General features: G+C 73.0%; 25 protein-coding genes, 1 tRNA gene and 1 other RNA gene. 7 read left to right on the top strand and 20 right to left on the bottom strand.

Annotation, left to right across the window (positions count from 1 at the left end):
• Positions 1-40: 40 nt before the first annotated feature.
• Positions 41-137, bottom strand: an RNA gene (gene ffs / locus SCAB_RS44045) — signal recognition particle sRNA small type.
• A 118-nt stretch (positions 138-255) separates the two neighbouring features.
• On the opposite strand from ffs, the gene SCAB_RS22695 reads away from it, so the two are divergent.
• Positions 256-343, top strand: a tRNA-Ser gene (locus tag SCAB_RS22695).
• A gap of 42 nt (positions 344-385) precedes the next feature.
• Positions 386-679: a hypothetical protein gene (locus SCAB_RS22690; protein ID WP_049875770.1), complete on the top strand. Its 294-nt coding sequence runs from the start codon at positions 386-388 to the stop codon at positions 677-679.
• A gap of 379 nt (positions 680-1,058) precedes the next feature.
• Here SCAB_RS22690 and SCAB_RS45170 read toward each other — a convergent pair whose 3' ends face one another.
• The 15 genes from SCAB_RS45170 to SCAB_RS22630 all read right to left on the bottom strand — a co-directional run bounded on the left by SCAB_RS45170 (position 1,059) and on the right by SCAB_RS22630 (position 14,540).
• On the bottom strand, positions 1,059-1,388 hold the full coding sequence (locus SCAB_RS45170; RefSeq protein ID WP_013002411.1) for a hypothetical protein: 330 nt from the start codon (positions 1,386-1,388) through the stop codon (positions 1,059-1,061).
• 112 nt (positions 1,389-1,500) lie between these two features.
• Entirely contained in the window at positions 1,501-1,788 is a 288-nt protein-coding gene (locus SCAB_RS22685) for a hypothetical protein (RefSeq protein ID WP_041670861.1), read from the bottom strand.
• A gap of 26 nt (positions 1,789-1,814) precedes the next feature.
• Positions 1,815-2,078: a hypothetical protein gene (locus SCAB_RS22680; RefSeq protein ID WP_041669495.1), complete on the bottom strand. Its 264-nt coding sequence runs from the start codon at positions 2,076-2,078 to the stop codon at positions 1,815-1,817.
• Entirely contained in the window at positions 2,075-4,660 is a 2,586-nt protein-coding gene (lanKC, locus tag SCAB_RS22675) for a class III lanthionine synthetase LanKC (protein ID WP_041669492.1), read from the bottom strand. The genes SCAB_RS22680 and lanKC overlap by 4 nt, the downstream gene beginning before the upstream one ends.
• A gap of 101 nt (positions 4,661-4,761) precedes the next feature.
• Positions 4,762-6,429, bottom strand: a complete 1,668-nt coding sequence (gene mpaP, locus SCAB_RS22670) for a daptide biosynthesis intramembrane metalloprotease (protein WP_013002407.1) — start codon at positions 6,427-6,429, stop codon at positions 4,762-4,764.
• Positions 6,430-6,615: 186 nt separating this feature from the next.
• The gene (locus tag SCAB_RS22665) at positions 6,616-7,359 is read right to left on the bottom strand and encodes an ABC transporter permease (protein ID WP_013002406.1); all 744 of its coding nucleotides are present in this window, start codon (positions 7,357-7,359) and stop codon (positions 6,616-6,618) included.
• Positions 7,352-8,176 (bottom strand): ABC transporter ATP-binding protein, encoded by an 825-nt coding sequence (locus tag SCAB_RS22660; RefSeq protein WP_013002405.1) that lies wholly within the window; start codon positions 8,174-8,176, stop codon positions 7,352-7,354. Before SCAB_RS22660 ends, SCAB_RS22665 begins: the two co-directional genes overlap by 8 nt.
• Positions 8,173-8,370: a hypothetical protein gene (locus tag SCAB_RS22655; protein ID WP_013002404.1), complete on the bottom strand. Its 198-nt coding sequence runs from the start codon at positions 8,368-8,370 to the stop codon at positions 8,173-8,175. The genes SCAB_RS22660 and SCAB_RS22655 overlap by 4 nt, the downstream gene beginning before the upstream one ends.
• 177 nt (positions 8,371-8,547) lie before the next feature.
• Positions 8,548-8,703 (bottom strand): daptide-type RiPP, encoded by a 156-nt coding sequence (locus tag SCAB_RS47790; RefSeq protein WP_005482722.1) that lies wholly within the window; start codon positions 8,701-8,703, stop codon positions 8,548-8,550.
• A 119-nt stretch (positions 8,704-8,822) separates the two neighbouring features.
• Positions 8,823-8,996 carry a daptide-type RiPP gene (locus SCAB_RS47785; RefSeq protein ID WP_013002403.1) on the bottom strand — a complete coding sequence of 58 codons (174 nt, stop codon included), beginning with the start codon at positions 8,994-8,996 and terminating at the stop codon, positions 8,823-8,825.
• A gap of 79 nt (positions 8,997-9,075) precedes the next feature.
• Positions 9,076-10,338 (bottom strand): daptide-type RiPP biosynthesis dehydogenase, encoded by a 1,263-nt coding sequence (gene mpaC / locus SCAB_RS22650; RefSeq protein WP_013002402.1) that lies wholly within the window; start codon positions 10,336-10,338, stop codon positions 9,076-9,078.
• Positions 10,335-11,621, bottom strand: coding sequence for a daptide-type RiPP biosynthesis aminotransferase (gene mpaD / locus SCAB_RS22645; protein WP_013002401.1), 1,287 nt, complete (start codon positions 11,619-11,621; stop codon positions 10,335-10,337). Before mpaD ends, mpaC begins: the two co-directional genes overlap by 4 nt.
• On the bottom strand, positions 11,618-12,505 hold the full coding sequence (mpaM, locus tag SCAB_RS22640; RefSeq protein ID WP_037726262.1) for a daptide-type RiPP biosynthesis methyltransferase: 888 nt from the start codon (positions 12,503-12,505) through the stop codon (positions 11,618-11,620). The genes mpaD and mpaM overlap by 4 nt, the downstream gene beginning before the upstream one ends.
• An 8-nt stretch (positions 12,506-12,513) precedes the next feature.
• Positions 12,514-13,557 carry a daptide biosynthesis RiPP recognition protein gene (gene mpaB / locus SCAB_RS22635; RefSeq protein WP_013002399.1) on the bottom strand — a complete coding sequence of 348 codons (1,044 nt, stop codon included), beginning with the start codon at positions 13,555-13,557 and terminating at the stop codon, positions 12,514-12,516.
• 20 nt (positions 13,558-13,577) lie between these two features.
• Complete coding sequence (locus SCAB_RS22630; RefSeq protein WP_013002398.1) at positions 13,578-14,540, bottom strand: LLM class flavin-dependent oxidoreductase; 963 nt, start codon at positions 14,538-14,540, stop codon at positions 13,578-13,580.
• A 267-nt stretch (positions 14,541-14,807) separates the two neighbouring features.
• Here SCAB_RS22630 and SCAB_RS22625 point away from each other — a divergent pair, with 267 nt between their 5' ends.
• On the top strand, positions 14,808-15,827 hold the full coding sequence (locus tag SCAB_RS22625; protein ID WP_013002397.1) for a helix-turn-helix transcriptional regulator: 1,020 nt from the start codon (positions 14,808-14,810) through the stop codon (positions 15,825-15,827).
• A 156-nt stretch (positions 15,828-15,983) separates the two neighbouring features.
• Here the strand turns inward: SCAB_RS22625 and SCAB_RS22620 are convergent, their stop codons facing one another.
• Together SCAB_RS22620 and SCAB_RS22615 are read right to left on the bottom strand one after the other, a co-directional pair.
• Entirely contained in the window at positions 15,984-16,334 is a 351-nt protein-coding gene (locus tag SCAB_RS22620) for a hypothetical protein (protein WP_013002396.1), read from the bottom strand.
• A 147-nt stretch (positions 16,335-16,481) separates the two neighbouring features.
• Positions 16,482-16,928, bottom strand: coding sequence for a hypothetical protein (locus tag SCAB_RS22615; RefSeq protein ID WP_037726263.1), 447 nt, complete (start codon positions 16,926-16,928; stop codon positions 16,482-16,484).
• A 410-nt stretch (positions 16,929-17,338) separates the two neighbouring features.
• On the opposite strand from SCAB_RS22615, the gene SCAB_RS22605 reads away from it, so the two are divergent.
• On the top strand, positions 17,339-17,824 hold the full coding sequence (locus SCAB_RS22605) for a cation:proton antiporter regulatory subunit (RefSeq protein ID WP_173402897.1): 486 nt from the start codon (positions 17,339-17,341) through the stop codon (positions 17,822-17,824).
• A 28-nt stretch (positions 17,825-17,852) separates the two neighbouring features.
• Here SCAB_RS22605 and SCAB_RS22600 read toward each other — a convergent pair whose 3' ends face one another.
• Positions 17,853-18,803 carry an NAD(P)-dependent oxidoreductase gene (locus SCAB_RS22600; RefSeq protein ID WP_013002393.1) on the bottom strand — a complete coding sequence of 317 codons (951 nt, stop codon included), beginning with the start codon at positions 18,801-18,803 and terminating at the stop codon, positions 17,853-17,855.
• Between the two features lie 216 nt (positions 18,804-19,019).
• Here SCAB_RS22600 and SCAB_RS22595 point away from each other — a divergent pair, with 216 nt between their 5' ends.
• The 3 genes from SCAB_RS22595 to SCAB_RS22585 all read left to right on the top strand — a co-directional run bounded on the left by SCAB_RS22595 (position 19,020) and on the right by SCAB_RS22585 (position 21,491).
• The gene (locus tag SCAB_RS22595; RefSeq protein WP_013002392.1) at positions 19,020-19,997 is read left to right on the top strand and encodes a TauD/TfdA dioxygenase family protein; all 978 of its coding nucleotides are present in this window, start codon (positions 19,020-19,022) and stop codon (positions 19,995-19,997) included.
• Between the two features lie 74 nt (positions 19,998-20,071).
• Positions 20,072-20,938 (top strand): DUF72 domain-containing protein, encoded by an 867-nt coding sequence (locus SCAB_RS22590; RefSeq protein WP_013002391.1) that lies wholly within the window; start codon positions 20,072-20,074, stop codon positions 20,936-20,938.
• Positions 20,939-21,017: 79 nt separating this feature from the next.
• Entirely contained in the window at positions 21,018-21,491 is a 474-nt protein-coding gene (locus SCAB_RS22585) for a GNAT family N-acetyltransferase (protein WP_013002390.1), read from the top strand.
• A gap of 50 nt (positions 21,492-21,541) precedes the next feature.
• Here the strand turns inward: SCAB_RS22585 and SCAB_RS22580 are convergent, their stop codons facing one another.
• Positions 21,542-23,572 carry a copper resistance CopC/CopD family protein gene (locus tag SCAB_RS22580; RefSeq protein WP_013002389.1) on the bottom strand — a complete coding sequence of 677 codons (2,031 nt, stop codon included), beginning with the start codon at positions 23,570-23,572 and terminating at the stop codon, positions 21,542-21,544.
• Positions 23,573-23,643 lie beyond the last annotated feature (71 nt).

Genomic DNA, 23,643 nt, shown 5'->3' with positions numbered 1-23,643 from the left:
ACCCCACGCCCTCGGGGCACGGGCCCGGACTGTCCAGAACGCACAAGACCCCTCACGCACCCGCCAGAGCCAACCTACCCTTGCTGCCTTCCGGCCCTGGGGGAGTTCAGTCAGATAGCGCCGCGTGAGGGGCTGCCCCCACCCTACCCGATCCCCGGCGGCCGCCGTCCCGCCTCCCCGCCCCTCCCTCCGCGTCGATCACCCGCCCCCGAACGAGTTCGCAACCACCCTCCGACGTCATGTAATGTTCCCGGCGGAGGATTCGCCTAGAGGCCTAGGGCGCACGCTTGGAAAGCGTGTTGGGGGCAACCCCTCACGAGTTCGAATCTCGTATCCTCCGCCAGTGCCTCACCGGGCACGATGTCGAAGGGCCCCACCGTTCGCGGTGGGGCCCTTCGACGTTGTCCGTCTCGGTTTCCGTCTCAGTATCGGCTACGACGCCCACGCCCGGCGGCACGGCGGCCCCGGACTCGACGGCTGGCGTGACTGGCTGGTGGCCAGGCGCGGCCGGGAATGCAGCCACGCTTGGATGGGTCTGGTCCGCCACATCGCCCTCCCTGAGGAACAGTGGAGTCACTGGGAGCTCTCACACGAGCAGGAAGAGCGTGTCATCACGACCCTTTTCGCCCTACTCGACGGCTTCCTCTCGGAGCGGGAAGAGGAGACCCGCTCGCTCTGACCTCTCCGCATCGAGCTTCAGCCCGCTCGATGCGGCTCCCAGAGTGCGTCTCCGACTGGTGCTGCCGCAGGATCTTGACGGAGGATTCCACAGGGTGCGTGTCTCACGGAGTGACAACGCCAGCGAAGAAGCGCGGACGTCAGCGGGCCATCGGCGCAGCTGAACAGCGCACCAGCTCAAAGCCGGACGCCCACCCAAGTCACTTCGGGACGAAGAGGTCCTCACGCAGGGTCTCACCGCCACACGTCCGCCGACGCGGCTTGCCCTGGTTGACGCCATGGCAGCGTGGCAGACGCGTGCGTGATTCGGTCGGCTCGCCTGCCGTCGTGGCAGGCTGTCGTCGGCTGAGGTACGAGCACCGACGGAACCCCGGAGTCGGTCAGTTCGAAGGTGTGAAGCCGGCGGACTGGTCGAGGTGGAACGCGGAGCCCGGAGCCGTCGGAGTCCAACCCTCACGCAGAGCAAGCCGGACAGCCGCAGCAACACCGGACGGCAGTACAGGCTCAGCCTCTCGATCGAACCAGTTGCTCGCATGCGGCTGGTCCGTGGTGACCACGAGCGTCATGCCCGGGGTGTCCGCATGCTCGACCGCGAACGTGCCCGGCGACCAGGCCATGCCCTGAAAATACGTCGGTCTGCCTCGCAGCCGCCAGCGGTAGGCCATGCCGTCGACAACGATCCGTCGTGATCCCTTGCGGACCAGTGCCATGGCATCTCCCTCTGACAGCGAGGATGCTAGCGAGCCCCGCCCCGCCGTCCGACTCGTTTTCCGTCTCATCCAGCACGGCTGGAAAGCGTGTCGTGCTCGGCAGGGGGGTCGGTCACTCCGGCTGTGCGGTGGCGGCTCGTAGTTCGGTCTGGCGGCGGCGTGTGTATGCCGGTAGGTCGTTCTTGATGGTCATGACCTCCTCCACCGGTATCCGGACCGGTGCGCAGTGCTGGGCGTCGCACGAGCGTGGGAAGGTGCCGTCGATCAGGGAGATGCCGCTCAGGACGACCCAGCCGTCGTCGTCGATTTCGGTGCACAGGACCGGGTGGAAGGAACAGTCCTCGTAGATGTCTCCCACGCGGATGCCCGCGGGGTTGCGGGGGTCGGTGGCGTCGTTCATGCGGTCCAACATGCCATGCGCGCTGTTCAGTCGTGGTGGGTGATGTCCGTCCAGTGCCAGGAGCGTAAGGACGGGTCCCTGAAGATGTGGTCCAGGGTGTGGGTCAGGTCGGGGGCCGGGGTCGTTCCGGCGGGGGGAGCCAGGCGGACGGTGAAGTGGTCGTCGCCGAGATCCGGTTCGTAGTGCCAGTCCTCCGGGAGCAGGGCCAGGAACCGTACCGCCGCCGGTGCGGGGGCGCCGGCGCTCGCGGTGGGGCGGGGGGCGATCAGGACCACGTGGTCGCCCCTCATGACGGGCGGTGGGGGGTCGGAAGGAACGGCAGGCCCCTGCCCGTGCCGAGGACCTCGTCCAGGGCGAGCAGGACGCCCGCCGTGCCGGTGGCGAGGTCCGTCGACAGGCGCAGTGTCTGGTCGCCGAGGAAGGCGGGGTGGCCGCCGTGCGGGACGGCGTGCCAGCCGAACGCCGCCAGGTGGCGGGGCAGGGTCGGCTCCGGGTGCGTGTGCAGGTGGCGCAGGGCCAGGGTGGCTCCCGCGCGGCCCTGGAACAGGCCCGCCTGGGCCTGGTAGAGCGAGGCCAGCGAGGTGCGGAGGAGGGTGAGGGAGCCGGTCAGGTCCGGTGCGGGGGAGGTCAGGTGCGGGAGCAGGTCGCTGAGGACCATCGCCGTTCCCGCCCCGCCCACCGCCAGGTACGGCATCCGGCCGATGCCCGGCCCGTTCGCCAGCTCGGTGAGGTCGTGGCGCAGCCCCTCCACCGCCACGTGCAGCGGTTTCGGGTCGCCCGTCCTCTCGTACAGCCGCAGCAGGAACAGGGCCGCGCCCGTCGCGCCGTGGAGCAGGCCCGGGCGGGGGCGGGCCGCGTAGCCGCCCGGGGTGCGGTCCGCGACCAGGTCCGCCAGGCGTTCGGCCGCGTCGAGGTGGCCGAAGTGGAGCAGGGAGAGGCCGATGCCGGGGAGGCCGGCGAAGAGGGAGCCGTCGACGTCGTCCAGCGGCAGGGCGAGGGCCCGGTCCAGGACTTCGCGCGCCTCGGCGGTCCGGCCCAGGGCGTCGAGGGCGTACGCGATGCCGTGCAGGCCGTCGTAGAAGCCGGGGCGGGGGTCGGTCCAGCGGCGTACGCGCTCGGTCAGCCAGTCCACGTGCGCCGACGGGATCTCCGTGCCCGCGCCGGCGAGTGCCCACAGGACACCGGCGGCGCCGTGGGCGAGCGCGAGGCCGCCGCCCGGGGCGGTGAACTGGGCGATGTCGCCGGGGAAGAGCCGGTCGTCGCGGTCCGGGGTCGCGGTGGCCAGGATTCCGGCCGCGAGCGTGTCGCGCAGGGAGGGCCAGTCGGTGGGGGTGAGGTTCTCGGTCCCGGGCCAGACCGGGGCCGTCGCCGCCGCTTCTTCGCCGGCGGGGGGCTCGCCGCCTGCGGCGGCCCCGGTGCCCATGGCGGCCCCGGTGCCCATGGCGGGCTCCGCGGCCGTCAGATCCGCTTCCACCCGCTCCGCGAAGTCCGCCGGTACCGGGAAGTTCTCCGTCACCAGGGTGATCAGTTGCCGTGTCTTGTCCGGGCCCCAGCCCAGCACCACCGTCAGCGGCAGGAACACCGCCAGGCGCAGGCAGCCGAGGGCGTACCGGTCGACCGCCGGGCCCGTGCAGCCCGCCGGGGCGCGGAAGCCGGGCGCACCGATCGCCTGGGAGGCCGCGGCCTCGACCGGGGTCGCCGTCTCCAGGTCGATGAAGGCGACCGAGTCGTCCGGGCGGACCATGACGTTGTTGGGGTGCAGGTCGCCGAAGACCACACCCCGGGCATGCAGGTCCCGCACGCCCGCGTCGATCCGGTCGAGGACGGACAGGGCCCAGGAGGTGTACGCCGCGAACGACTCGGGGGAGCTGTCGGCGTCCGGGTTCAGCAGCGGGTTGGCCTCGTGGATGCGGGCGTGCAGCGAGGACCCGGGCACGAACTCCCGGGCCAGGAAGTAGTGTTCGCGGCCCTTGCGGTAGTCGATCAGCGGCGGTACGCAGTCCAGGCCCGCCAGCCGCTCCAGCGCCCAGCGCTCCCGCTCCAGCCGGGCCACCGCGTCCTCGCCCTCCTCGTCGAGGCCGGCCAGCGGGCGGGCCTCCTTGAGGAGCACCGTGGCGTCGCCTCCGGCACCCTGGCGCAGGTCGCGGGCCTCGTAGACGCCGCCTCCGTTGGAGAAGTGCAGCGCCCTGACCGCGCGGAACGGGAAGTCGCCCATCGTGCTCGCGTTACGGGCCGCGAGGGACTCGGCGAGGCAGTCCGGAAGGGTGACCCACGCGGGGGGACGGAAGCCGGGGCCGCGTACGTCGGGGACGAGACGGCCCTCGGGGTCCTCGATGCAGTGCACCGGATCGCCCTTCGCGTCGCGGCCGAGCCGGGCGACGAACCCGCCGTAGCGCACGTAGAGCGGGCCGGAGCGCCAGCGCAGGTCGCTGAGGATGTACGGGCCGGGCTCGCCGCCGATCTCGTCGTCCAGTGCGACGAGCACCCGCTCCAACTGCGCCTCGTCCAGCGGGTAGAGGGTGATGAACTTGCCGCTCGCGCCGCGGTCGCCGTACTTGCTGTTGCGCCGGTTCAGGACCTCGGCGCTGCGGATGTACTTGAAGGTGAGCCTCTCGCGCACGCAGTAGGCGCGTACGGCGTCGAGGACGCGGTCGGCGTTGTCCTGGGTCGCCGAGACGTGGATCTTCCAGCCCTGGCCGGGGAGTTCGGTGTCCGGCGGGGTCAGCACCACCCAGTCGCCGTTGACGGTCCGGGTCCAGCCGGCGGGCGGTTCCGCCACGGCGTCGGCGGGCTCGGTGGCCGTGGCGGCGACGGCCGGGTCCTCGTAGAACGCGGTGCCCGCCTGGCAGTAGGTCACGTACCGGAGATCCATGGTGGTCGGTCTCCCTCTCCCTCTTCGACTCGCTGCTCGGATTCGTCTCGGCTGCTCGAATGCGTCTCGGCTGCTCGAACGGCCGGCTTCCCGGCCGGCGGTCACCAGCGCCAGGCCGGTGCGACGTACTTGGTGTAGAGCCACTCCCAGCCCGGCCGGCTGCCGGCGTCCAGCTGGGCCGCGCCCGAGCGGTCGGCGGGGGTCCGGTCCCGCCCGTCGCGGATCTCCAGCGGAAGGCCGAGTGCCGGGGTCGGCAGGGCCTCGCTGCGGACCGGGATCAGCGCCGACAGCGGGGCCATGGCGTCCGTGCCGTCGGCCCCGTCGACGGCGACCGTCGCGGTGCCGGTCTGCGCGCGGGTCGCGATGCCCGCGCGGTAGAGGCGTACCGGGGCGCCGGAGGTGATCAGCGCGCGGTCGGTGGACAGGGGCAGGAGCAGCGTGATGCGGCCGTCCTCGGCCGTCGTGTAGCCGCCGTTGACGGTGTACGGGACCTGGACCAGCTGCCCGAGGACGGCGACGGCGGCCGCGGCGAGGGTGAGCACCGCGCCGAGGCGCAGGGGGCGGCCGCCCGCCGTGCGGGCCTCGCGGGCGAAGCGGCGTACGCCGCGCGCCAGGTGGTGCAGGAAGTAGCCGATGCCGCACAGGACGAGGAGCGCGCCCAGGGCGCCGAGGCGCTGGAGGCTGTCCGACCAGAGGGTGATCGCGCCCGCCACGATGTAGAGCGGGAACGTCATGCAGAGCAGGCCGAACGGGACCGCCCAGCGCACACCGGGCAGTTCGCGGCGGTAGCCGGTGCCGCCGGCCAGCAGACGGGCCAGCCACCGGCGGGCGTCGGTCATCGCCCGGTCGCGCAGGTGCGGGATGTCGAGGTGGCTCATCAGCGCGATGTAGCCGTCCAGCTTCACGAACGGCAGGAGGTTAAGGACACCGGAGAGATAGGTGACGACGGCGTACACGAGGATCCCGTCGCGCGCCGCCGAGTCCCCCAGGAAGAGGGTGGCGAGGGCGGCGGCCCCGGCGATGACGGTCTGGGTGGCGATGCCGGCGAGGGCAACCCCCACCCGCTGCTCCTTGCGGGGCAGCCGCCAGCCGTCGGACACGTCGCAGAAGAAGGCCGGCGACATGTAGAAGAGCATCATGCCCATCCGGGTCGGCCGTCCGCCGTGGTACGTGAGGACCGCGCCGTGGCCGATCTCGTGGACGGCGGTGGTGGCGAGCACCGCGCCGATCACGCACAGGTAGAGCAGGGGCTCGAAGGGCCGCCCCAGCGCGCTCTGGAGACCGTCCGCCCGGAACGCGAGGGCGAGCAGTCCGCCGATCGCGACGGCCGAGGCGGCCACGGCGGCCCCGCGGTGTGCGGCGGCCGCCACCAGCGGGGCGAGGCGGGCCAGCATCCGGTCCGGCTTGAGAAGGGTGAACTGCAGGGTGAGCGGCGGGACGAACCGGAACCAGGACCCGCGGTTCTTCTTCGGTACGCCGTCGTCCAGCACCTTCGCCCCGGCGAGCGTCCGTACGGCCGAGCCGACGTCGGCCCGGGTCCAGGGCGCGCCCAGGGCCTCGGCCAGGTCGTCGTGGCCGCGTACGCCGTCGACGGCCCGGACCAGGCGGGCCAGGTCCTCCTGGAGGCGGAAGTACTGGTGGCTGCCGCGCTGCACCACCCAGGGCGCGCCCGGCTCGGCCGGCTCGTGGACCACCACGTCGGGGGCGAGGCGGGGACGGGCCAGCCGCTCGGGGGCCAGTAGTACGGCACCGGCGGGTGAGCTGGACATGCCTGGTTCTCTCCTCGGGACGGCGGGACGGCGGGGTGGTGGACGGCGGGGTGGGGCGCGGGACGGCATGCCGCAGGGCGACGTCGCGGTGGTGTCTGACGCGACGTCGGACGGCGGGCGAAGGTGTGGTCAGGTGGGAGTGGGGGTGGGGGTGCAGGCCGTCGGGGGCCGACGGCCGGCGGGTCGTCAGACGACGTCGCGGGAGGTGAACAGCTTCCGGGCGAGCAGCGCGGCGACGGTCAGCCAGCCCGTGATCACCAGCAGCGCGAGCGGCGTGGACAGCAGGTCGGGCTTCTGGTCCCGGTAGACGGAGCTCTGGGCGATCGTCATCAGGTACTTGCCGACCTCCGGCACCAGCCGCTGGAGCGCCGGGTCGACGACCAGGGTCAGCGCGACGACGGTCACGACGGCACCCACCTGGTGCCTCACGATCCAGCCGACGAGCGCGCCCCAGGGAGCGGCGAGCGTGTTGACGGCGAAGACGCCCAGCATGATCAGCCGGGTCTCGCCGTGCCACGCGGGCCCGGTCCCGTTCGCCGCGAGCGTCCCCCAGGCGGAGGCGAGCGACAGCCCGGCGGTGAGCAGCGCGGCGAGGGCGCCCACGGCGGTGGCGGTCAGCACCTTGGCGGCGAGCAGGCGGGTACGGCCGCCGCTCATCAGGACGGAGCGGCCGATGGCACCCGAGGTGTATTCGCGGGACACGAAGACCGCGCCGAAGAGGGAGGTGAAGAGCGACATCATGAACCAGGAGCGGACGATGTCGTCGGTCACGGCGGCCCGGTCCAGGGCGCCCTTCTCGATGGCCGCGGCCCCCTCGGAGGCGTACCCGAGCGAACCGAGGACGGACATCAGGACGCCGCACCCGGCCAGGATCAGCCAGCCGCGGCCGGTCCACGCCTTGGTCCATTCGCCGGCGAGCAGGTTACGCATGGTTCTGTCCTCCTCCGACAGCGGATGAGACGGCCGAGGTGGCCGAGGGGACCGAAGGGGCCTGCGGGGCCGTCGCCGGGTCCACCAGGGCGAAGAACCGGTCCTCCAGGCGTTCCCCCTCGCCCGGGCCGACCAGTTCGTCGAGCGGACCGGCGTACCGCAGCGAGCTCTGGATGATCACCACGTCGTCCACGGTCTGCTCCACCTCGGCGAGCAGATGGCTGGAGACCAGGACGGTCCGGCCCTCGTCGGCCAGACCGCGCAGCAGGCCGCGCAGCCAGCGGATGCCGTCCGGGTCGAGGCCGTTGGCGGGCTCGTCCAGGACGAGGAGTTCGGGGTCGGGGAGCAGGGCCGTGGCCAGCGCGAGGCGCTGCTTCATGCCGGTCGAGTAGCCCTTGACCGGGCGGGAGGCCGTGGTGCCGTCGGCCAGGCCGACCAGGTCGAGGACCTCCTCGACGCGCCGCCCGGGCAGGCCCAGGGTCCGGGCCCAGATGGTGAGTTCGCGCCGGGCGCTCGCTCCGGGCAGGGGCCCCACGGCGTCCATGCTGACGCCCACCCGGCGGGCGGCGTGGGGCAGTTCGGCGTACGGACGGCCGAAGACGGTCGCCTCGCCGGAGGTCGGCCGGCACAGGCCGAGGAGCATCCGCAGCGAGGTGGTCTTGCCGGCTCCGTTGCGGCCGAGAAGGCCGACGATCCGGCCGGGCCGCACCTCGAACGTCAGGTCGTCGACCGCCGTGACCTCGCCGAAGCGCTTGGTCAGGCCGCGCAGGGCGACGACGGGGGCGCCGGCGGTGCTCGACGCGTTCGCGGTGCTCAACGGCGTTCCTTACGGAGGTTGGCGCCGATCCGGACCAGGCAGCTCAGCATGACGGCACCGAGGCCGGCCATGACGAAGATCTCCAGGCCGCCCGTCAGTTGCGTGGTGGCGACCGCCATGCCGAGCGGGATGAGAGCGCAGGCGAAGGCGAGGTTCTTGTTCTCGGCCGCTGCCTTGTCTCGGCTGTTGGCCATGCTGGACTCCTTGGTCGGACGGGGTGGGTCTGGGGTGGGGGGAGGGGACGGGAAGCGAAGCGCGGATTCCGCGGTGGCGGCCCGGGGCCCTGTGCGGGCCCGGGACGCCGCCGCGGAAATCCGTATGCGGTTCGCTACCGCTGCCGGCCGATCGGCCGGATCAGGCGAGGTGCCGGATCAGGTGGCGATGACCGCGCTGGCGACGGTGCTGATCACGACACCGGTCTTGAAGCCGCTCCAGAAGCCCGGGGCCTCCATGGCCTCCAGCTCCTGCATGCCCAGCTCCAGCGACGCGTCGAAGCCGGTGGGCTCCTGCGTGACGTTGTCCTTCATATCTGTTTCCCTCCCGTTGAGTTGATACTGGATCAGGTCGAGTGGCAGTCGAGCGTGGCCCGAATGCCGTCGAGTGAATGTCGGGTGATCTCGGGTGATCTCGGGTGATCTCGAGTGGATCAGGTGATGATCGAGACCGCGACGCCCGTCGAGACACCGACGGCCGACACGACCGTCGCGCCGACGACGACGCCACCGGCGGTCCACCAGCCCGGGGCCTCCATCGCCTCGAGCTCCTGCATGCCGAGCTCCAGGGCGGAGGTGAAGTTGTCGTGTCCGAAGTTCTCCTGCATGGGAACTCCCCCTTTTCTCATGGGTGTCGAGAGCTGTGGCTCTCTTGTTCGCCCGCTCCCGGGACCGGGAGCGGAAGTCTCAGACGCGCGCGGTGAGCGCGCCGGGCACGGTCTGCGCGGTGGTCGCGCTCCGTGTGGTGGCCGGGCCGAGCGCCGCGTCCAGCAGGCGGCGTACGTCCTCCGCCCGGAGCCCGCCGAGCATCGGCAGCCCGGCGCCCCAGGCCCGTACCGTCCGCTCGGCCAGGGCCTCGATCCGTCCCGGGCCGTCGGCGGTGAGCCGCCGGCCCACCCGCCAGTCGTCCATCAGGGCGGCGATCCCGTCGGCCGGGTCCTCCGGCAGGGCCCGTGCCCGGTCCGGCGGCGCGGCGTCGCGCAGTCCGGCCCACATCCGGCGCAGCCGGGGCGCGGAGCCCAGCCGGGGCTCCCCGTCGAGCACGGCCCGCCACAGGTGCGGCAGCAGCGCGGCGACGGCGGTCATCTTCCGTACACCGAGGGCCGACGACATCTCGTTGGCGATGAGCCAGCCCTTGACCGCGTACGGGTCGCGGCCCTGGTGCAGCCATTCGCCGTGCGTGAGCCCGCTGAGCTTCGCGATGTCGAGGCGGAGCGCGTCGCCGGGCTCCTCCTCCCGCGCCGCCTCGTAGCCCAGCTGGACGAGCCGCCGGGCGACCGTCTCGGTGAGCCGGTCCTCGGTGCGGTGGTCCTCCCGGTGGTCACCGGCGTACGGACTGACCGCCCGGAACAGCGCCTCCAGGACGCCCTCCACGACCAGTTCGCGGGGCAGCGTGGCGGTGGCCGACGGGTCGAGCAGGGCCGCCTCCGGCCGCAGCACGCCGCCGAGGATCAGCCGCTTGCCCTGCGGGTACGCCATGCAGGCGACCGCGCTCAGCTCGCTGCCGGTGCCGAGGGTGGTGGGTACGGCGAGCAGCGGGACGGTCCGGGTGACCTCGCCCGGCAGGCCCATCAGGCCGCCGCGCTGGGGCACCGTGAGGCGGGTGTACGCGACCGGGTTGGCCCGCAGCAGAGCCGCGATCTTCGCCAGGTCGAGCACCGATCCGCCGCCGACGGCGACCACCAGTCCGACACCGGCCGACTCGTCGGCCAGTCCTTCGGCGAGGGCGGCGGCCGTGGCGAGATCACCGGGGCCGGCGGTCAGGGCGGTCTGTGCCGTCCGCCAGTGGGCGCGGCCGAGGCGGTCGCGTACCAGGGCCGTGATCCCCGCCGTCGCGACAGCGGTGTCCACGAGGAGGGCGGCCGTGCGGCCCGCCCCGTCGGGGAGCCATGCCGTGAGGGCGTCGGGACCGATCAGCGCCCGGGTCGGTCCGCCGCGGCCGTGGCTCATACCGCCGCCTCCGCCGGTATCGGCCCGCGGGTGAAGAGGGCGAGTCCGGCGCGGATGCGGTCCATCAGCTCGGTCAGTTCGGCGTCGGTGCAGGTCAGTGCGGGGAAGAGCTGGATGCCGTGCACGCCGGGGTGCACGAGGGCGCCCGCCGTACGGATCGCGGCGACCAGCTCGGGCACGCGGGCCTGCGGCAGCGGTTCCCCGTCCGGGGTGGTCAGCCGCAGCGACCGGAAACAGCCCACGCCGGTGGTGCCCGTCACCCAGGGGTGCTCGTCGACCAGCCGGGACAGCTCCGTGTCCAGCCGTTCGCCGAGGGCCCGGCCGAGGGCGACCGCGTCCAGCCGGCGCATCTCGGCGATCGTGGCCAGGACGGCGGCGCAGGTGACGGGCGTGCCGGCCTGCGTCTCGCCGTGGGTCAGCATGGCGCCCGCCGCGTCGAAGGCGTCCGCGACCGTGTGCGCGGCGACGACGGCGGCGGCCGCGCTCGTCCCGTTGGTGAGCCCCTTGGAGGTCACCAGCAGGTCGGGCCGGGCGGACCAGCGCTGGGAGGCGAAGAAGTCCCCGGTCCGGCCGAAGCCGGTGGCCACTTCGTCGGCGACCAGCAGGAAGCCGTACTCCTCGCGCAGCCGCAGCAGTTCGTCGACGTACTCCTCCGTGAGCGGCACCGCCCCCGAGCCGAGCACCGGCTCGACGACGACGGCCGCGACCATCGCGCCCTGACGTTCCATCAGGGCGCGGATGCCGACCGGGTCGTTGGGGTCGACATGGCGGATGAGGCGCTGGTCGACGCCGTACACCTGCTGGCCGAGGTCCTCGCCGGTCAGCGCGAAACTGCCGTACGTCAGACCGTGGTAGCTGCCGCGCAGCCCGACCACGAGTTTGCGGCGGTCCTCGCCGCGCAGGGCGTGGTAGTGGCGGGCGAGCTTCATGACGAGGTCGTTGGCGGCGCCGCCGGAGGTCGAGAAGAGGACCCGGCCGTAGGTGTCGGTGCCGCACAGCTCGACGAGGGCGGCGGCAGCGGCCCGGGCGTAGGTGTTCTCGTAGCGGAAGACGCTCAGGTAGGAGGCGTCGCGCAGTGCGTCGGCGGCGGCCCGGGCGATGGCCTCGTTGCCGTAGCCGAGGTTGGTGTTCCACAACCCGCTGGAGGCGTCGAGGAGTTCGCTGCCGTCGGCGTACCGGACCCGTACCCCGTGCGCGGAGACCGCGCAGAGCGCGTCCGAGCCGTGCAGGGCCGGGGCCAGCAGGGACGGCCACAGCGCGTTCTTCGTGGTGCCGGGACTCATGGGGTGACCTCCGTTTCGAGCAGTACGTCGTGGTGGCGGGAGCCGACGGCCGGCAGCGGGTGCCGGGCGCGGACGGTGAATCCGGCGGCGCCCAGCTCGGCTTCGAGGAGAGCGGCGGGCAGGACGCCGACGCTGGTCGTGGTGACCTGGACGGGGCTGTCGTCGTCCGGGATCCGGGCGGGGAAGACGGTGACCGTGCGGGCGCTGTCGCCGACCGCCCAGTGCTCGTACATCCGGTAGGCGCGGCCGCCTTCGGCCTCCACCACCAGCTCGGCCTCGGCGGGTTCGCCGGAGTCCGTGTCCATGCCGACGGTCGACAGCAGGAACCGTCCGCCGGGCGCCAGGTGCCGGCGCACGGCCCGGTAGAGACCGGTCCGGCCGCGCTCGTCGAGGAGCGAGACGGAGGTGGTGCCGAGGACGATCACCGGGAAGGTGCGGTGCAGCGCGAAGTCGCTCATGTCGGCCTCGACGACCGTGCAGCGCTCGCGCAGGGCGGCGGGCGCGGCGGCCAGCCGGTCCTCCAGGAGCCGCAGCATGTACGGCGAGAGGTCGAGGGCGGTGACCCGGCGGCCCAGCGCGAGCAGCGGCATGGTCAGCCGCCCGGAGCCGGCCGCGAGGTCGAGGACGTCGCCGGGCAGGGTCCGTACGAGACCGGTCAGTTCGCGTACCTCGTGGGTGCTGCGGCCGGCCACGTCGTGGTAGACCTGCGCGCCCGCTTCGGCGTAGAGGTCGCCGGTGACCGCGCGGGAGCCGAGCCGGGCGAGCAGTTCCCCGGCCCTTCCGGGGACGGCCGCGGGTGCGGACGGGGATGGTGATGTCACGGTGGTCGCAGCGGTGGTGCTGGTCATGGTGGTGGTGCTGGTCATGGTGGTGGTGCTGGTCATGGTGGTGGTCACGCTCCGGCCCGGGCGAGGAACCGCTCGATGCGGACGGTGTGGTCAGGGTCGGCGTACTCCGCCGCCGCTTCGGCCGAACCGCAGGCCAGCAGCGCCTCGACCGGCGTGGCCGCCGCCCGTTCCACGCTGAAGGTGCGGCCGGGGGCAGGGGCGTGCACGAACACGTCCTGGTCGGTCCAGAGCAGGAGCGGCGCGTCCGCGTCCCTCAGGTCGGCGTCGGCCCCGGCGGCCAGCGTCTCGGTGATCCGCCCGCCGAAGCCGGAGACCCGGATGTCGCCGTCCACGCCCCGGGCCCGCAGGGAGCGGATCGCGCCGAGGGCGGCCAGGTAGCGCCCGAGCCAGGGCCGGGCGGCCAGGGCGGTCTCCCGCAGGCCGGGGTCCACGACCGCGCCCAGGCACACCCCGCAGGTCGTGCCCGTGCCGCCGTTGAGCCGCTGCCACTGCGCGTCGAGGAGGTCGGGGCCGTCGCCCGCCGTGCCGAGACGGGTCCCGCCCGGCGCGGTGGAGACCGCGCCGTCCGCGTCGACGTACAGCCGGTGCCGGGGTCCGGCGGCCGGGGTGCGGCCGGCGCCGAGGCCCGGGAGGTCGGCGAGCTGGATGGCGGGGTGGGTGAGGAAGTCGGGGAAGGTGCCGTCGAGCAGGGCCCGGTCGGCGTCGGCGAGGAAGACGTCGAAGTCCGTGTCGTCGGCGATCCGGACGAGCGTCGGTCCGGCGACGGACATGTACTCGCTGATGCCGTAGCCCTGGATCTGGAGGTAGAAGCCCGCGCCCGGGGAGAACTCCCCGCCGGCGCCGGCCAGCGACCCCTCGTACCCGACGACGCGGTGGCCGTCCGCCGCCGGCTCCTCGCCGGGCGCACCCGGCACGAGGACCAGCGTGTCCGCTCCGACGACTCCGGAACGCAGCACCGCGGCGAGATGGTCCCGGTTCTCCAGCACGACGGTTTTCGCGCCGTCGTACGTGAATTCGGGCGCACTTTCTGCGGCGGTGCCGGACTCACCGGTCCCCCAGTGAATGAGCCGCTCTTTCAGATCAGCCATTGTTTCGTCTTCCCCCACGGTCAGGCGGCCAGGGCGGCCAGAATTCGCTTCGTTTCGTCCAGGGCCGCTTGTGGGCCGTACAGATTGCAGACGCCGGTCAGATTCAGGACGACCTCGTCCACTCCCGCGTCCCGGAACGCGCCCAGTTTCGCGACGAGTTCGTCCGGGTCCCCGCTGAGGAACGCGCCGCCGTCGACGAGCGCCTTGGCGTTCGCCGCCGGATCGTCTCCGGCGACATCCGTGCCGGACCGGCGCAGCATGTCGATGTAGTGGGCGCCCTGGAGATGCGCGGCGTTGCTCGCGAGTGCCAGTTCGGCGGGTTCGCGGTCGGGCCGGGCGAGGGTGAGCGGCACGATGGCGGTGAGCCTCGGGGTTCCGCGCCCGTTGTCTCCCGCGCCCTCGCGCATCGCCGGGAGGACGGTGTCCCGCAGGTAGTGCGCCGGAGTCAGCCAGGTCACGGCCACGTCGGCGACCTCACCCGCGAGCCGCGCCATGCCGGGCCGCAGCACCCCGAGCCCGATCTCCACGTTCGGCGCCGGGTAGCGCGGCATCTCGGCCCGGCAGCTGAAGTACTCGCCCCGGACATCGACGCCGTCCCCCGCCAGCAGGCCGCGGACGATCGAGAGGTACTCGCGCGCCGCCGTGAGCGGACTGCGGTACGGCTCGCCCAGCAGCGACCGCTGCAACGGCCGGCCGCCGGGCCCGAATCCGGCGGTCACCGGCTGCCCGGTGGCCATCGCCAGCGAGCGGGCCTGGAGAGCGGCCTCGTAGGGGTGGCGGAGCGGCATGAGCGTGACGCCGAGTCCGGTCGGTACGCGGAACCCCGCTCCCGCCGCCGCGACGAAGCCCTGGTGCGGTTCGATCATCACGGACTGCCCCTGCCAGAGGCGGCTCGCGTTGCTCCAGTGCACCAGTCCGGCGTACGGAAGGATCTGCTCCGGCCGACGCGGAAGAAAAGGCAGGAGTACGGAATAAGAAGTCATGCCCGTGTCCCCCGTTTCTCGTCTCTCGTCGCCATTTCGTCGATGCCGCTCGACATCGGGTGTGCAGCTTTTCTTTTTCATCTGCTGCTCTGTTTTTGCTTCTGCTTCTGCTTCTTCTTCTGCTGCTTCTGTCGGCGTTCGTTCGTTCCGACACAGAGAACAATGCCAAACCGGAGCACCCCATCGGGCAGTTCAGTAGCGCTACTTGCTGCCAGTGACCGTGCAGCTTGTTGCAGGTACTCTCATCGGTGATCAAACGGAGGCACCATGGGGGAATTGTCCGTACTCGGACTCACCGATACGGAAGAGGGCATCTACCGGCACTTTCTGCGGAACCCCGGCACGACGGCCGAGGACATCCAGTTGCTGCTGCACGTCCCGTTGGACGAGATCGCGGGAGCACTGGAGCGTCTGACCGAACTCGGCCTGCTGCACGGCGCGGAAGGCACCGGAACCGGAGCGGACGGCGGGCCCGAGGTGATCTCCGCCGCCGATCCCGAGACCGCCGTGGACCGGCTCACCGACCTGCGGCTGCGCGAACTCCACCAGCAGCTCCAGCAGGTCACCCAGTCCCGGCACCTGATAGCCGGCCTGCGCGCCGAGCAGAGTGTGAAGGAGCGGCCCGACTCCGGGCCGATCGAGCGCCTGGAGGATCTCGGCCAGATCCGGGGGCGGATCGACGACCTGGCGTTCTTCGCCCGCGAGGAGATCCTTTCGGTCGAGCCGTACACCGAGCTGACCCCGGCGAACATCGCGCACGCCCGGCCGCTCGACACCCGCTGTCTGCGGCGCGGGGTACGGATACGCAACGTCGTCCTGCGCGAGGCCCTGGACCACGCGCCGACCGTCGGCTACCTGCGCGACCTCACCTCGCTCGGGGCCCAGATCCGGGTCGCGGACACCATCGCCGAACGGCTCCTGGTCTACGACCGCCGCACGGCGCTCGTCCCGGTCGACCCCGCCGACACCCGGCGCGGCGCCCTGCTCGCCCGGGAGGCGGGGCTGGTCGCGAACATCCTGGCGCTGTTCGAGAAGATCTGGGACCAGGCCACCGATCTCACCGTGCTCATCGACGCGGGGGCGGGCGCGGAGGACGGCGGGCTCACGGAGATGGAGCAGCAGGTCCTGGAAGCGATGTGCCACGTCGGCAAGGACGAGTCGGGGGCGCGCTCGCTGGGTGTGTCGGTACGGACGTACCGCCGCCATGTCGCCGACGTCCTGCGCATCCTGGGCGCAAGCAGCAGGGCGCACGCGGCGCTCCTCGCGCGGGAGCGCGGCTGGGTGTGAGGCCCGGGGCCGCCGGGGGAGGCCGCCGGACGGAAGCAGCGGAAAAGGGGGTGCCCCCGGCGACTGATCGCCGGGGGCACCCCCTGTCCGCTGCCATGCTGTCGCGCTGTCGCGCTGCCGTACTTCTGTACTCGCGCGGTACGGCCGGCCGTACGGTTACTGCTTCGGCTTCTCGACCTGCCAGCCGTTGACGGGCTTGTCGGTGCCGGCGCCCGGCTCGCCGCAGAGCGGCAGCCGGATGGGCAGCGGGGTCGCGCACACCCGCTCGACGATCGGATCGACGACGGGTCCGAACACGTTCGCCCTCTGCACCTGCGTCAGAATCCGTACCTGGGTCTGCGCCTGGGCCTGAGCGGGCGCCTGCGCCTGCGCCGAGCCCTGTCCCCCCACCACGGCGAGCGCGAGCGCCGCACCCGCCACCACCGCCGCCTTCTTGAACCCGGCGAACCCGGCGAGACCGCCGGCCCCGGTGAACTCGGCGAACCCGGTGCATCCCTTGAACCCCACGACGTACCCCCGTTTGTTGTCCCCCGCGCGTTCCGGGCCGGTCGTGCCCCCGCGGTGACTCCCACTCTGCCAACGGAAAACCGCAGGCAGGACGGCGATTCGTGTCAGCTTGCTGCACGCGTTCGCTCAGCTTCATGCCACGACCGGTCAGCGGGCCGGGGGCCGGTCCCAGAAGTCGGGCACGGGCGGGGGCGGCTGGGCCGTGGTGAGGCGGCGGTAGGCGGCGCGGGCCTGGAGGAGGCGGGCGAGGGCGGTGCCGGTGAGGGCCGCGGTGAGCAGACAGACCAGCCAGAAGGTGTCGCGCGGGTTCGTCCAGGTCAGAACGCCTGCGGGCGGGATGGCGAACCCGTTGAGGAACAGCCAGCACAGGGCGGCGGTGCCGGGGGCCGCCGTGAAGCGGGCGTATCCGCCGAGGAGCGCGGAGAGCAGCGACAGCCCGGCCAGGGCCAGGCCGGGCTGGTCCGTGCCGACCAGCGCGTTCAGGAGCGCCACCAGCGCCATCGCGCCCGCGAAGGCCGTGGCCCACACGAGCGGGGTCGCCACGGGCTGGGGGACGGGACGGGGGCCGGTCCCCAGGGACACCCACTGAATCACGGGCACGCTCCGGAGGTCCTGGTGGCGCGTGCTCCGGCAGCGCCCAGAATCCCCACGGCCCCGAAGTCTCTGAAGCCCCCGGAGGCGATGGGTATCCCCTCGGCGTAGGGCGGGAGCAGGCCCGCGCCGTGTGTCGTGGGGCCGCCGGCGATCGGTCCGGCGGTCACCGGGGCGCCATACGCGCGGGGCCGGCGGGCGGCCGCCGCGGGGGTTGTGGGGGCACCCGTGACGATCATGGCGGGGGTTCCTTTCGGTCAGCCCCCGAAGCCGCGCCGGGGGCGGTCCGGGGTTGAAGGGGGATTGTTCCACCGGGGAGCCGGCCCCGGAGTCGGCCGCCGGTTTTCCGGGTCTCGTTAGGGTGGCACCGACGGTTGTCCGATGACATATCCGAATCAGACAGGGGGCCGGCCGTGGGTGCTCCGCGACTCAGCAGTACGCCGTTGCCGGGGATCGGGGTCCGCTACGACCTCACGACCAGGGAGCGGCGGCGGATCTCGGTGGTCGCCCACAGGGACGGGGCCCGGACGCTGAGCGCGTACCGGCAGGACGATCCGGACGCGTGCGCGCTGTCGCTGCGGCTGTCGCCGGGGGAGGCGACCGCCCTCGTCGACGCGCTGATGCCGGACCACCACAGCCCCAGCCTGCTGTCCACCACGGAGCTGGGGCTGGTCGCGGAACGGATCGAGGTGGCCTCGACGTCCCACTGGAACGGGCGCGTGCTGGGCGACACCCGGATGCGGACCGAGACGGGCGCGTCCGTCGTGGCCGTCCTGCGCCGGGCCGAGGCGATCCCGTCGCCGGCACCGGACTTCCGGCTGGCCGGCGGGGACACGCTCATCGTGATCGGCACCCGCGAGGGCGTGGAGACGGCCGCCACCATCCTCGGGCGGGAGTGACCCTCCGGCAGGCCCCTACGGCCCTGGGCTAGTCGTTCTTCCCTGCCCCCTCGGCCTCCCCTTCCCCAACGCCACCCCCACCCCCATCCCTATTCCCTTCTCCCTCGCCGAAGCTGGCGAAGTACGCGGCCGCCATGTCCTCATCGGCGTGGCCCTGGGCCGCGGCGCGGGTGAGGCGGGCGGCGCCGGCGGCGGCGATGTCGAGGCGTACGCCGTGTCGCCGGCCGGCCTCGACGATCAGACGGGCGTCCTTCGCGGCGGTCGAGACGGCGAAGGAGGCCGGGGAGAGGCGGTCGTCGAGGATGAGCGCGGACTTGGCGTGCAGATAGCCCATGTCGAGCGGGCCGCCCTCGATGATCTCGAAGAAGGACCGCGGGTCGACGCCGAGGGCCTGGGACAGGGCCAGCACCTCCCCGGCCGCGTTGGTCGCGGCGAGCACCCAGCTGTTGGCCACCAGCTTCAGCCGGGTCGCGGTGCCCGCCGCACCGTCCTCGCCGGTCCAGACGGTACGGGCGCCCACGGCGTCGAAGACGGGGGTCACCGCCGCCCGCCCCTCGACCGGCCCCGCGGCCAGCACCGTCAGCTGCCCCGCCTCCGCGGGCTGCCGGGTGCCGAGGACCGGGGCGTCGTAGAAGACCAGCCCCAGCTCACCGGCGAGCGCGGCCAGTTCGGCGACGCCCTCCACCCCGGCGGTCGTGGACTGGACCCAGGCGGTTCCGGGGCTCAGCGCGGGCGCCGCCTCGCGCATCACGGCCAGGGCGGCGGGCCCGTCGTACAGGATCGTGAGGACCACGTCGGCCCCGCGCACGGCCTCGGCCGGGCTGTCGACGACCCGCGCTCCGTCGGCGGTGAGCGGCTCGGCCTTCTCCCGGGTGCGGTTCCACGCCCGTACGGTGTGCCCCGCACGGAGGAGGCTGCGGGCCATCGCGGCGCCCATGATGCCGGTACCCAGGACGCTTACGGTGAGCTTGTCGGTCATGACGTCAACTTCCTGCCGCGTACAGTGCGTTGGCAGTTTCGCAGTCCGGGGCGGCGCCGGGAGCGGTACGACACCGGCCGCGAACCCACTTGGCGGTCGCGTTCGTCGCGTGGCTCGGCGGCCGTCCGATCAGGACACTTTCCCGGCCGCACCGCATGCACGGGCGCCCCCGGGGGAAGACCGGGCCTACGACCTGCGTCGAAGGGCGAGCGAGCGATGAGCACCGACACGACCACGTCCTCCGGGGGACCGGAGGACACCCTCGACGTGCGCCCCGCCTCCGGGCACATCGGCGCCGACATCCACGGCGTGGACCTCGCCGGCCCGCTCGACGACACCACCGTCGCCGGGATCCGGGCCGCGCTGCTGCGCTGGAAGGTGGTGTTCTTCCGGGGGCAGCGGCTGGACCACGCCGGCCAGATCGCGTTCGCGCACCGACTCGGCGAACCGGTCAGGCTGCGCGCGAGGGGCTCGGTGTCACCGGCCGCGTACCCCGAGATCGAGACGACGGCCGACCGTCAGGAGCTGGGCCGCAAGCACGGGATGGACCAGGCCGAGTGGCTGGAGCGCCGCCGCCACTCCACCCTCCGCGGCTGGCACGCCGACCACACCGCCCGCATCGACCCGCCCGCCCTGACCCTGCTCCGCGCCGAGCGCGTACCCCCGTACGGCGGCGACACCACCTGGGCCAACCTCGCCACCGCCTACGCGGGACTGTCGGAGCCGGTGCGCCGGTTCGCCGACGGGCTGCGCGCCGAACACCGGCTGGGCGTCGGCTATCTCGCCCGCTCGGGCCCCGACCCGTACCTCCGCCACCTCCAGGACCACCAGGTCGCGTCCGTCCACCCGGTCGTCCGCGTCCACCCCGAGACCGGCGAACGGATCCTGTACGTCAACCCGTACTACGTCGAGCACATCGTCGACGTCAGCCGGGCCGAGAGCCGGCTCCTCCTGGAGATGTTCGTCGAGCAGATCACGCGTCCCGAGTACACGGTCCGCTTCCGCTGGGAGCCCGGTTCCGTGGCCCTCTGGGACAACCGGGCCACCGTCCATCTGGCCCCGAGCGATGCCGCCCACCTGGACTTCCCGCGCATCATGCACCGCGTGATGATCGCCGGGGACCGGCCCGTCGGCGTCGACGGCACGCCCTCGAAGTCGCTCTGCGGCGGGCCGCTGCACGAGCGGAGCGAGTAGCGGCCCCGGCGAAGGCGGGCACCGGCGACCCGAAGCGGGTGGCCGGGTCGTCGATTGCGGGTAACCGGCACCCCATGGGTGACGTACTCGTCGGGACCTGCTCGTGGACGGACCGGGCGCTGCTGGCCAGCGGCTGGTACCCGCGCGGACACCGCGACGCCGGGCCCCGACTCCGTTACTACGCCGAGCGGTTCCCGGTCGTCGAGGTGGACTCCAGCTACTACGCGCTGCCCAGCCGCCGCAACAGCCTCCTGTGGGCCGAGCGGACACCCCCCGCATTCCGCTTCGACGTCAAGGCGTTCTCCCTCCTCACCGGCCACCCCACCCGCCCGGCGGCCCTCCCCGAGGACCTCCGGGAGTTGTTCGGGCCGGAGCCGCGCCGGGGCACAGCCGCCCTGCGGGACCGGGTGTGGGAGCGGTTCGCCGACGCCGTCGAGCCGTTGCGGGCGGCCGGGCGGCTGGGCGCGGTGCTGTTCCAGTTCCCGCCGTGGTTCGCGCCGGGGCGGCGGGCGCAGGAGCTGCTGGAGGAGTGCGCGGGGCGTACGGCCGGCCGGCCCGTCTCGGTCGAGTTCCGGCACCCCGCGTGGTGGCGGGGCGACCGGGCCGGCCGCACGGCGGAGTCGCTGTCCCGGCTCGGTCTGGTCGCCGTGGGAGTCGACATGGCCCAGGGCCTGGACACCTCCCAGCCGCCGCTCGTCCCCGTCACCTCGCCCGAGCTGGCCGTCGTACGGTTCCACGGCCGCAGCCCCGCCTGGGGCACCGGCAGCAAGGAGGACCGGTTCCGGTACACCTACTCCGCGGCCGAACTCGCCGCCTGGGCACCCCGGTTGCGGTCCGCGGCCGCACAGGTCGACGAGCTGCACGTCCTGTTCAACAACTGCTGCGCCGACGCGGCCGTACGCGCGGCGGAGACGATGCGGCGGATACTCGACACCGGATGAGCCCCGCGTCAAGAGGCATCGCGGGCGTTCGAGAGAAATCGGATGCAGCCGCGTGGTGGGGCTGCGAGCATGCGTCGCTGTGGAGATCAACGATCTAGAGGATCCAGAGGTCCGACGCGCGGTCGCCGCGGACGCTGCCGCGGTGGCTGATGTGTGGCTGCGTTCCTTCGCCGCGGCGCTCCCGGGTGTGCGCCGGGCGCACACGGACGACGAGGTACGGGCCTGGTTCCGCGAGGTGGTCGTGCCCGGCGAGGAGACGTGGGTGGCCACGGCCGACGGGTCGGTGGTCGGCATGATGGTGCTGGACGACGAAGACCTGGATCAGCTCTATCTCGATCCCGCCTGGCAGGGCCGGGGCATCGGCGGCCGCCTCGTGAACCTGGCGAAGCAGCGCCGCCCGGCCGGGTTGGCGCTGTGGACGTTCCAGGTCAACGAGCCGGCTCGGCGCTTCTACGAGCGGCACGGCTTCGTCGCCGCCGAGACCACCGACGGGCACCGCAACGAGGAACGCGAGCCGGATGTCCGGTACGTGTGGCGCCCTGCGGAGCGATAGAGGCGTTGCCCTCGGTGGTCGAGGCGGCCGAGGTGGTCGAGGTGGTCGCGCTAGCTCACCCGGACCGACTTCTCCACGGTGACCTGGTCGATCTCCGTCGTACGGACCGTGAGCCTCATCGTCCACTTGCCCGGCAGGGGGAGCTGCAGCTCGTCGGTGACCCAGTAGCCGCCCCGGTCGGTGATCTTCGCGTCGATCGGGCCGATCTTCTGGGCCTTGAGGGTGAAGGTGAGCCGTAGTTCGGGGACGGTGGCGATACCGCCGTCGGGGCCGAAGACGACGGCCTGCACGGAGTTCTTGCCGACGCGCCCCGGGCCGAGGTCGATCTGGACCTTGCCGTGCCCGTTCGGGGTGCCGACGTCGAAGGGGATCGTCGTCGAGGAGGCCGTGACCCCGCCGGCCGCCTCGTTCGCGCTCTCCTGCGCGATCTCCGCCGCCGCCCGGCCCGGGAGGGTGCCCGTCAGCACGGTCGTGATCACCAGCACCACGACCGCGACGGTGAACTCCGCGAGCACGGACTGCCGAAGACGCCGGCGCGGCGCGTCCTCCGCCGGGGATTCCTCGGCCGACGGGCCTGCGCGGTCGAGGGAGGGTGTGCCGACGTCGGCTCCGCCCGTGGGCACATCGGCGTCACCGTCCGGAACCTCGCCGCCGTCCGAAACCGCGTCACCGTCCGGAACCTCGCCGCTGGAGCCGCCGGCCACTCCGACGCGCTCGGACACACGCGTCGCCACCGCCACGGCCGCCCGCTCGGTGACCTGGGCCCGCTCGTCGGCGTTCACCGGCTCGGGAACCTCCGCCGGAGCCTCCCCCAGCCGCCCCGTCCAGCGTCGTGAGAACGCCGCCGCCACCAGCAGGAGCAGCACGGCCACCAGCTTGGCGACCAGGACCTCCCCGTACGCCGTGGAAGTGAGGGCCGACCAGGAGCCCAGGCCGCGCCAGGACTGGTAGACGCCGGTGACGACGAGGACGACCACCGAGGCGAAGGCGAGCCTGGAGAAACGATTGACCACAGCGGCCGACAGTGTCTCGGGCGCCCGGTACAGCACCGTGAGCAGCGCGGTGAGCCCGCCCAGCCAGACGGCCATGGCGAGCAGGTGCAGCACCGAGGAGGTCATCGCGACCGGCACCTGGATACCGGCGGAGGCGTGCTCGGCGGCCGCCCAGGTCCCGGCGAGTCCCACGGACAGCAGCGCACCTCCGGCCAGCGCGCCCCTGCCCCAGACGTTCCCCTGCCGGCGTACGCGCACGAGCAGAAGGGCCCCCGCCGCGAGCAGCGCCAGCCGGGCCAGCAGGGCGAGTCCCGGCCGGCTCACCAGGGTCTCGCGCAGCACGGAGAGGTCGAGGGCGGCCCCGACCCCGGTACCCCGCTCGTACGGCCCGCGGAGCAGCAGCAGGACCGCCGAGGCGAGCAGCAGGGCCAGCCAGCCGGCCGGAAGCAGCCTGCGCAGCGCCTCGCTCGGGCCCCCGAGCACGACCGCGAGGAAGAAGGCCACGCCGATGAGCAGGGCGAGGGCGCCGTACGCGAAGTAGCGGGTGATGTCGTAGAGGGAGGAGGTGAGCGGGTCCTCGGTGAGGTCGGCGGGGAGGACCGCGGTGGTCGCGGAGGGCTCGCCGACCGAGAAGAGCAGGGCACCCGAGATGGGGTGGCTGTCGGCCGAGACCACCCGCCACGCGATCGTGTACGTGCCGTCGTCGAGGCCGGTGGGCAGGGTGACGCTCGCCGTGTCCGACCGGCCGCCCGCGCGCCCCGGCTTGCCCGTGTCGACCGCCCGGTTCTCCGGGTCGACGACGCGGATGGAGTCCTGCAGCAGGCTCACGGACTCGGTGAAGCGGAGGGTGATGTCCTTGGGGGCGACGTCGAGGACGCTGCCGTCGGCGGGATCGCTCCCCTTGAGGGCGGCATGCGCGGACGCGTTGCCCGCGCCCGCGAGGAGGAACAGGATCAGCGCGGTGCCCAGCAGCACGAGGCGTCGCACCCCGCCGCCCGGGCGGCCTCTTCGTTCCACGGACCGGGCTGTGCGCCTGCCGCTCCTGCCGACCCCGTCCTCGACGGGGTCGCTGTACCTGCGTCGGTCCACGTAGTGCTCCGGATCCACGGTCGCCGGCTGTCGGACTCCTCGAACAGGTACGGACGCCACGAACGCCGCGT

Source organism: Streptomyces scabiei 87.22, from assembly GCF_000091305.1.
Classification (GTDB): Bacteria; Actinomycetota; Actinomycetes; order Streptomycetales; family Streptomycetaceae; genus Streptomyces; species Streptomyces scabiei.
This window is presented reverse-complemented; position numbering and strand designations above follow the sequence as displayed.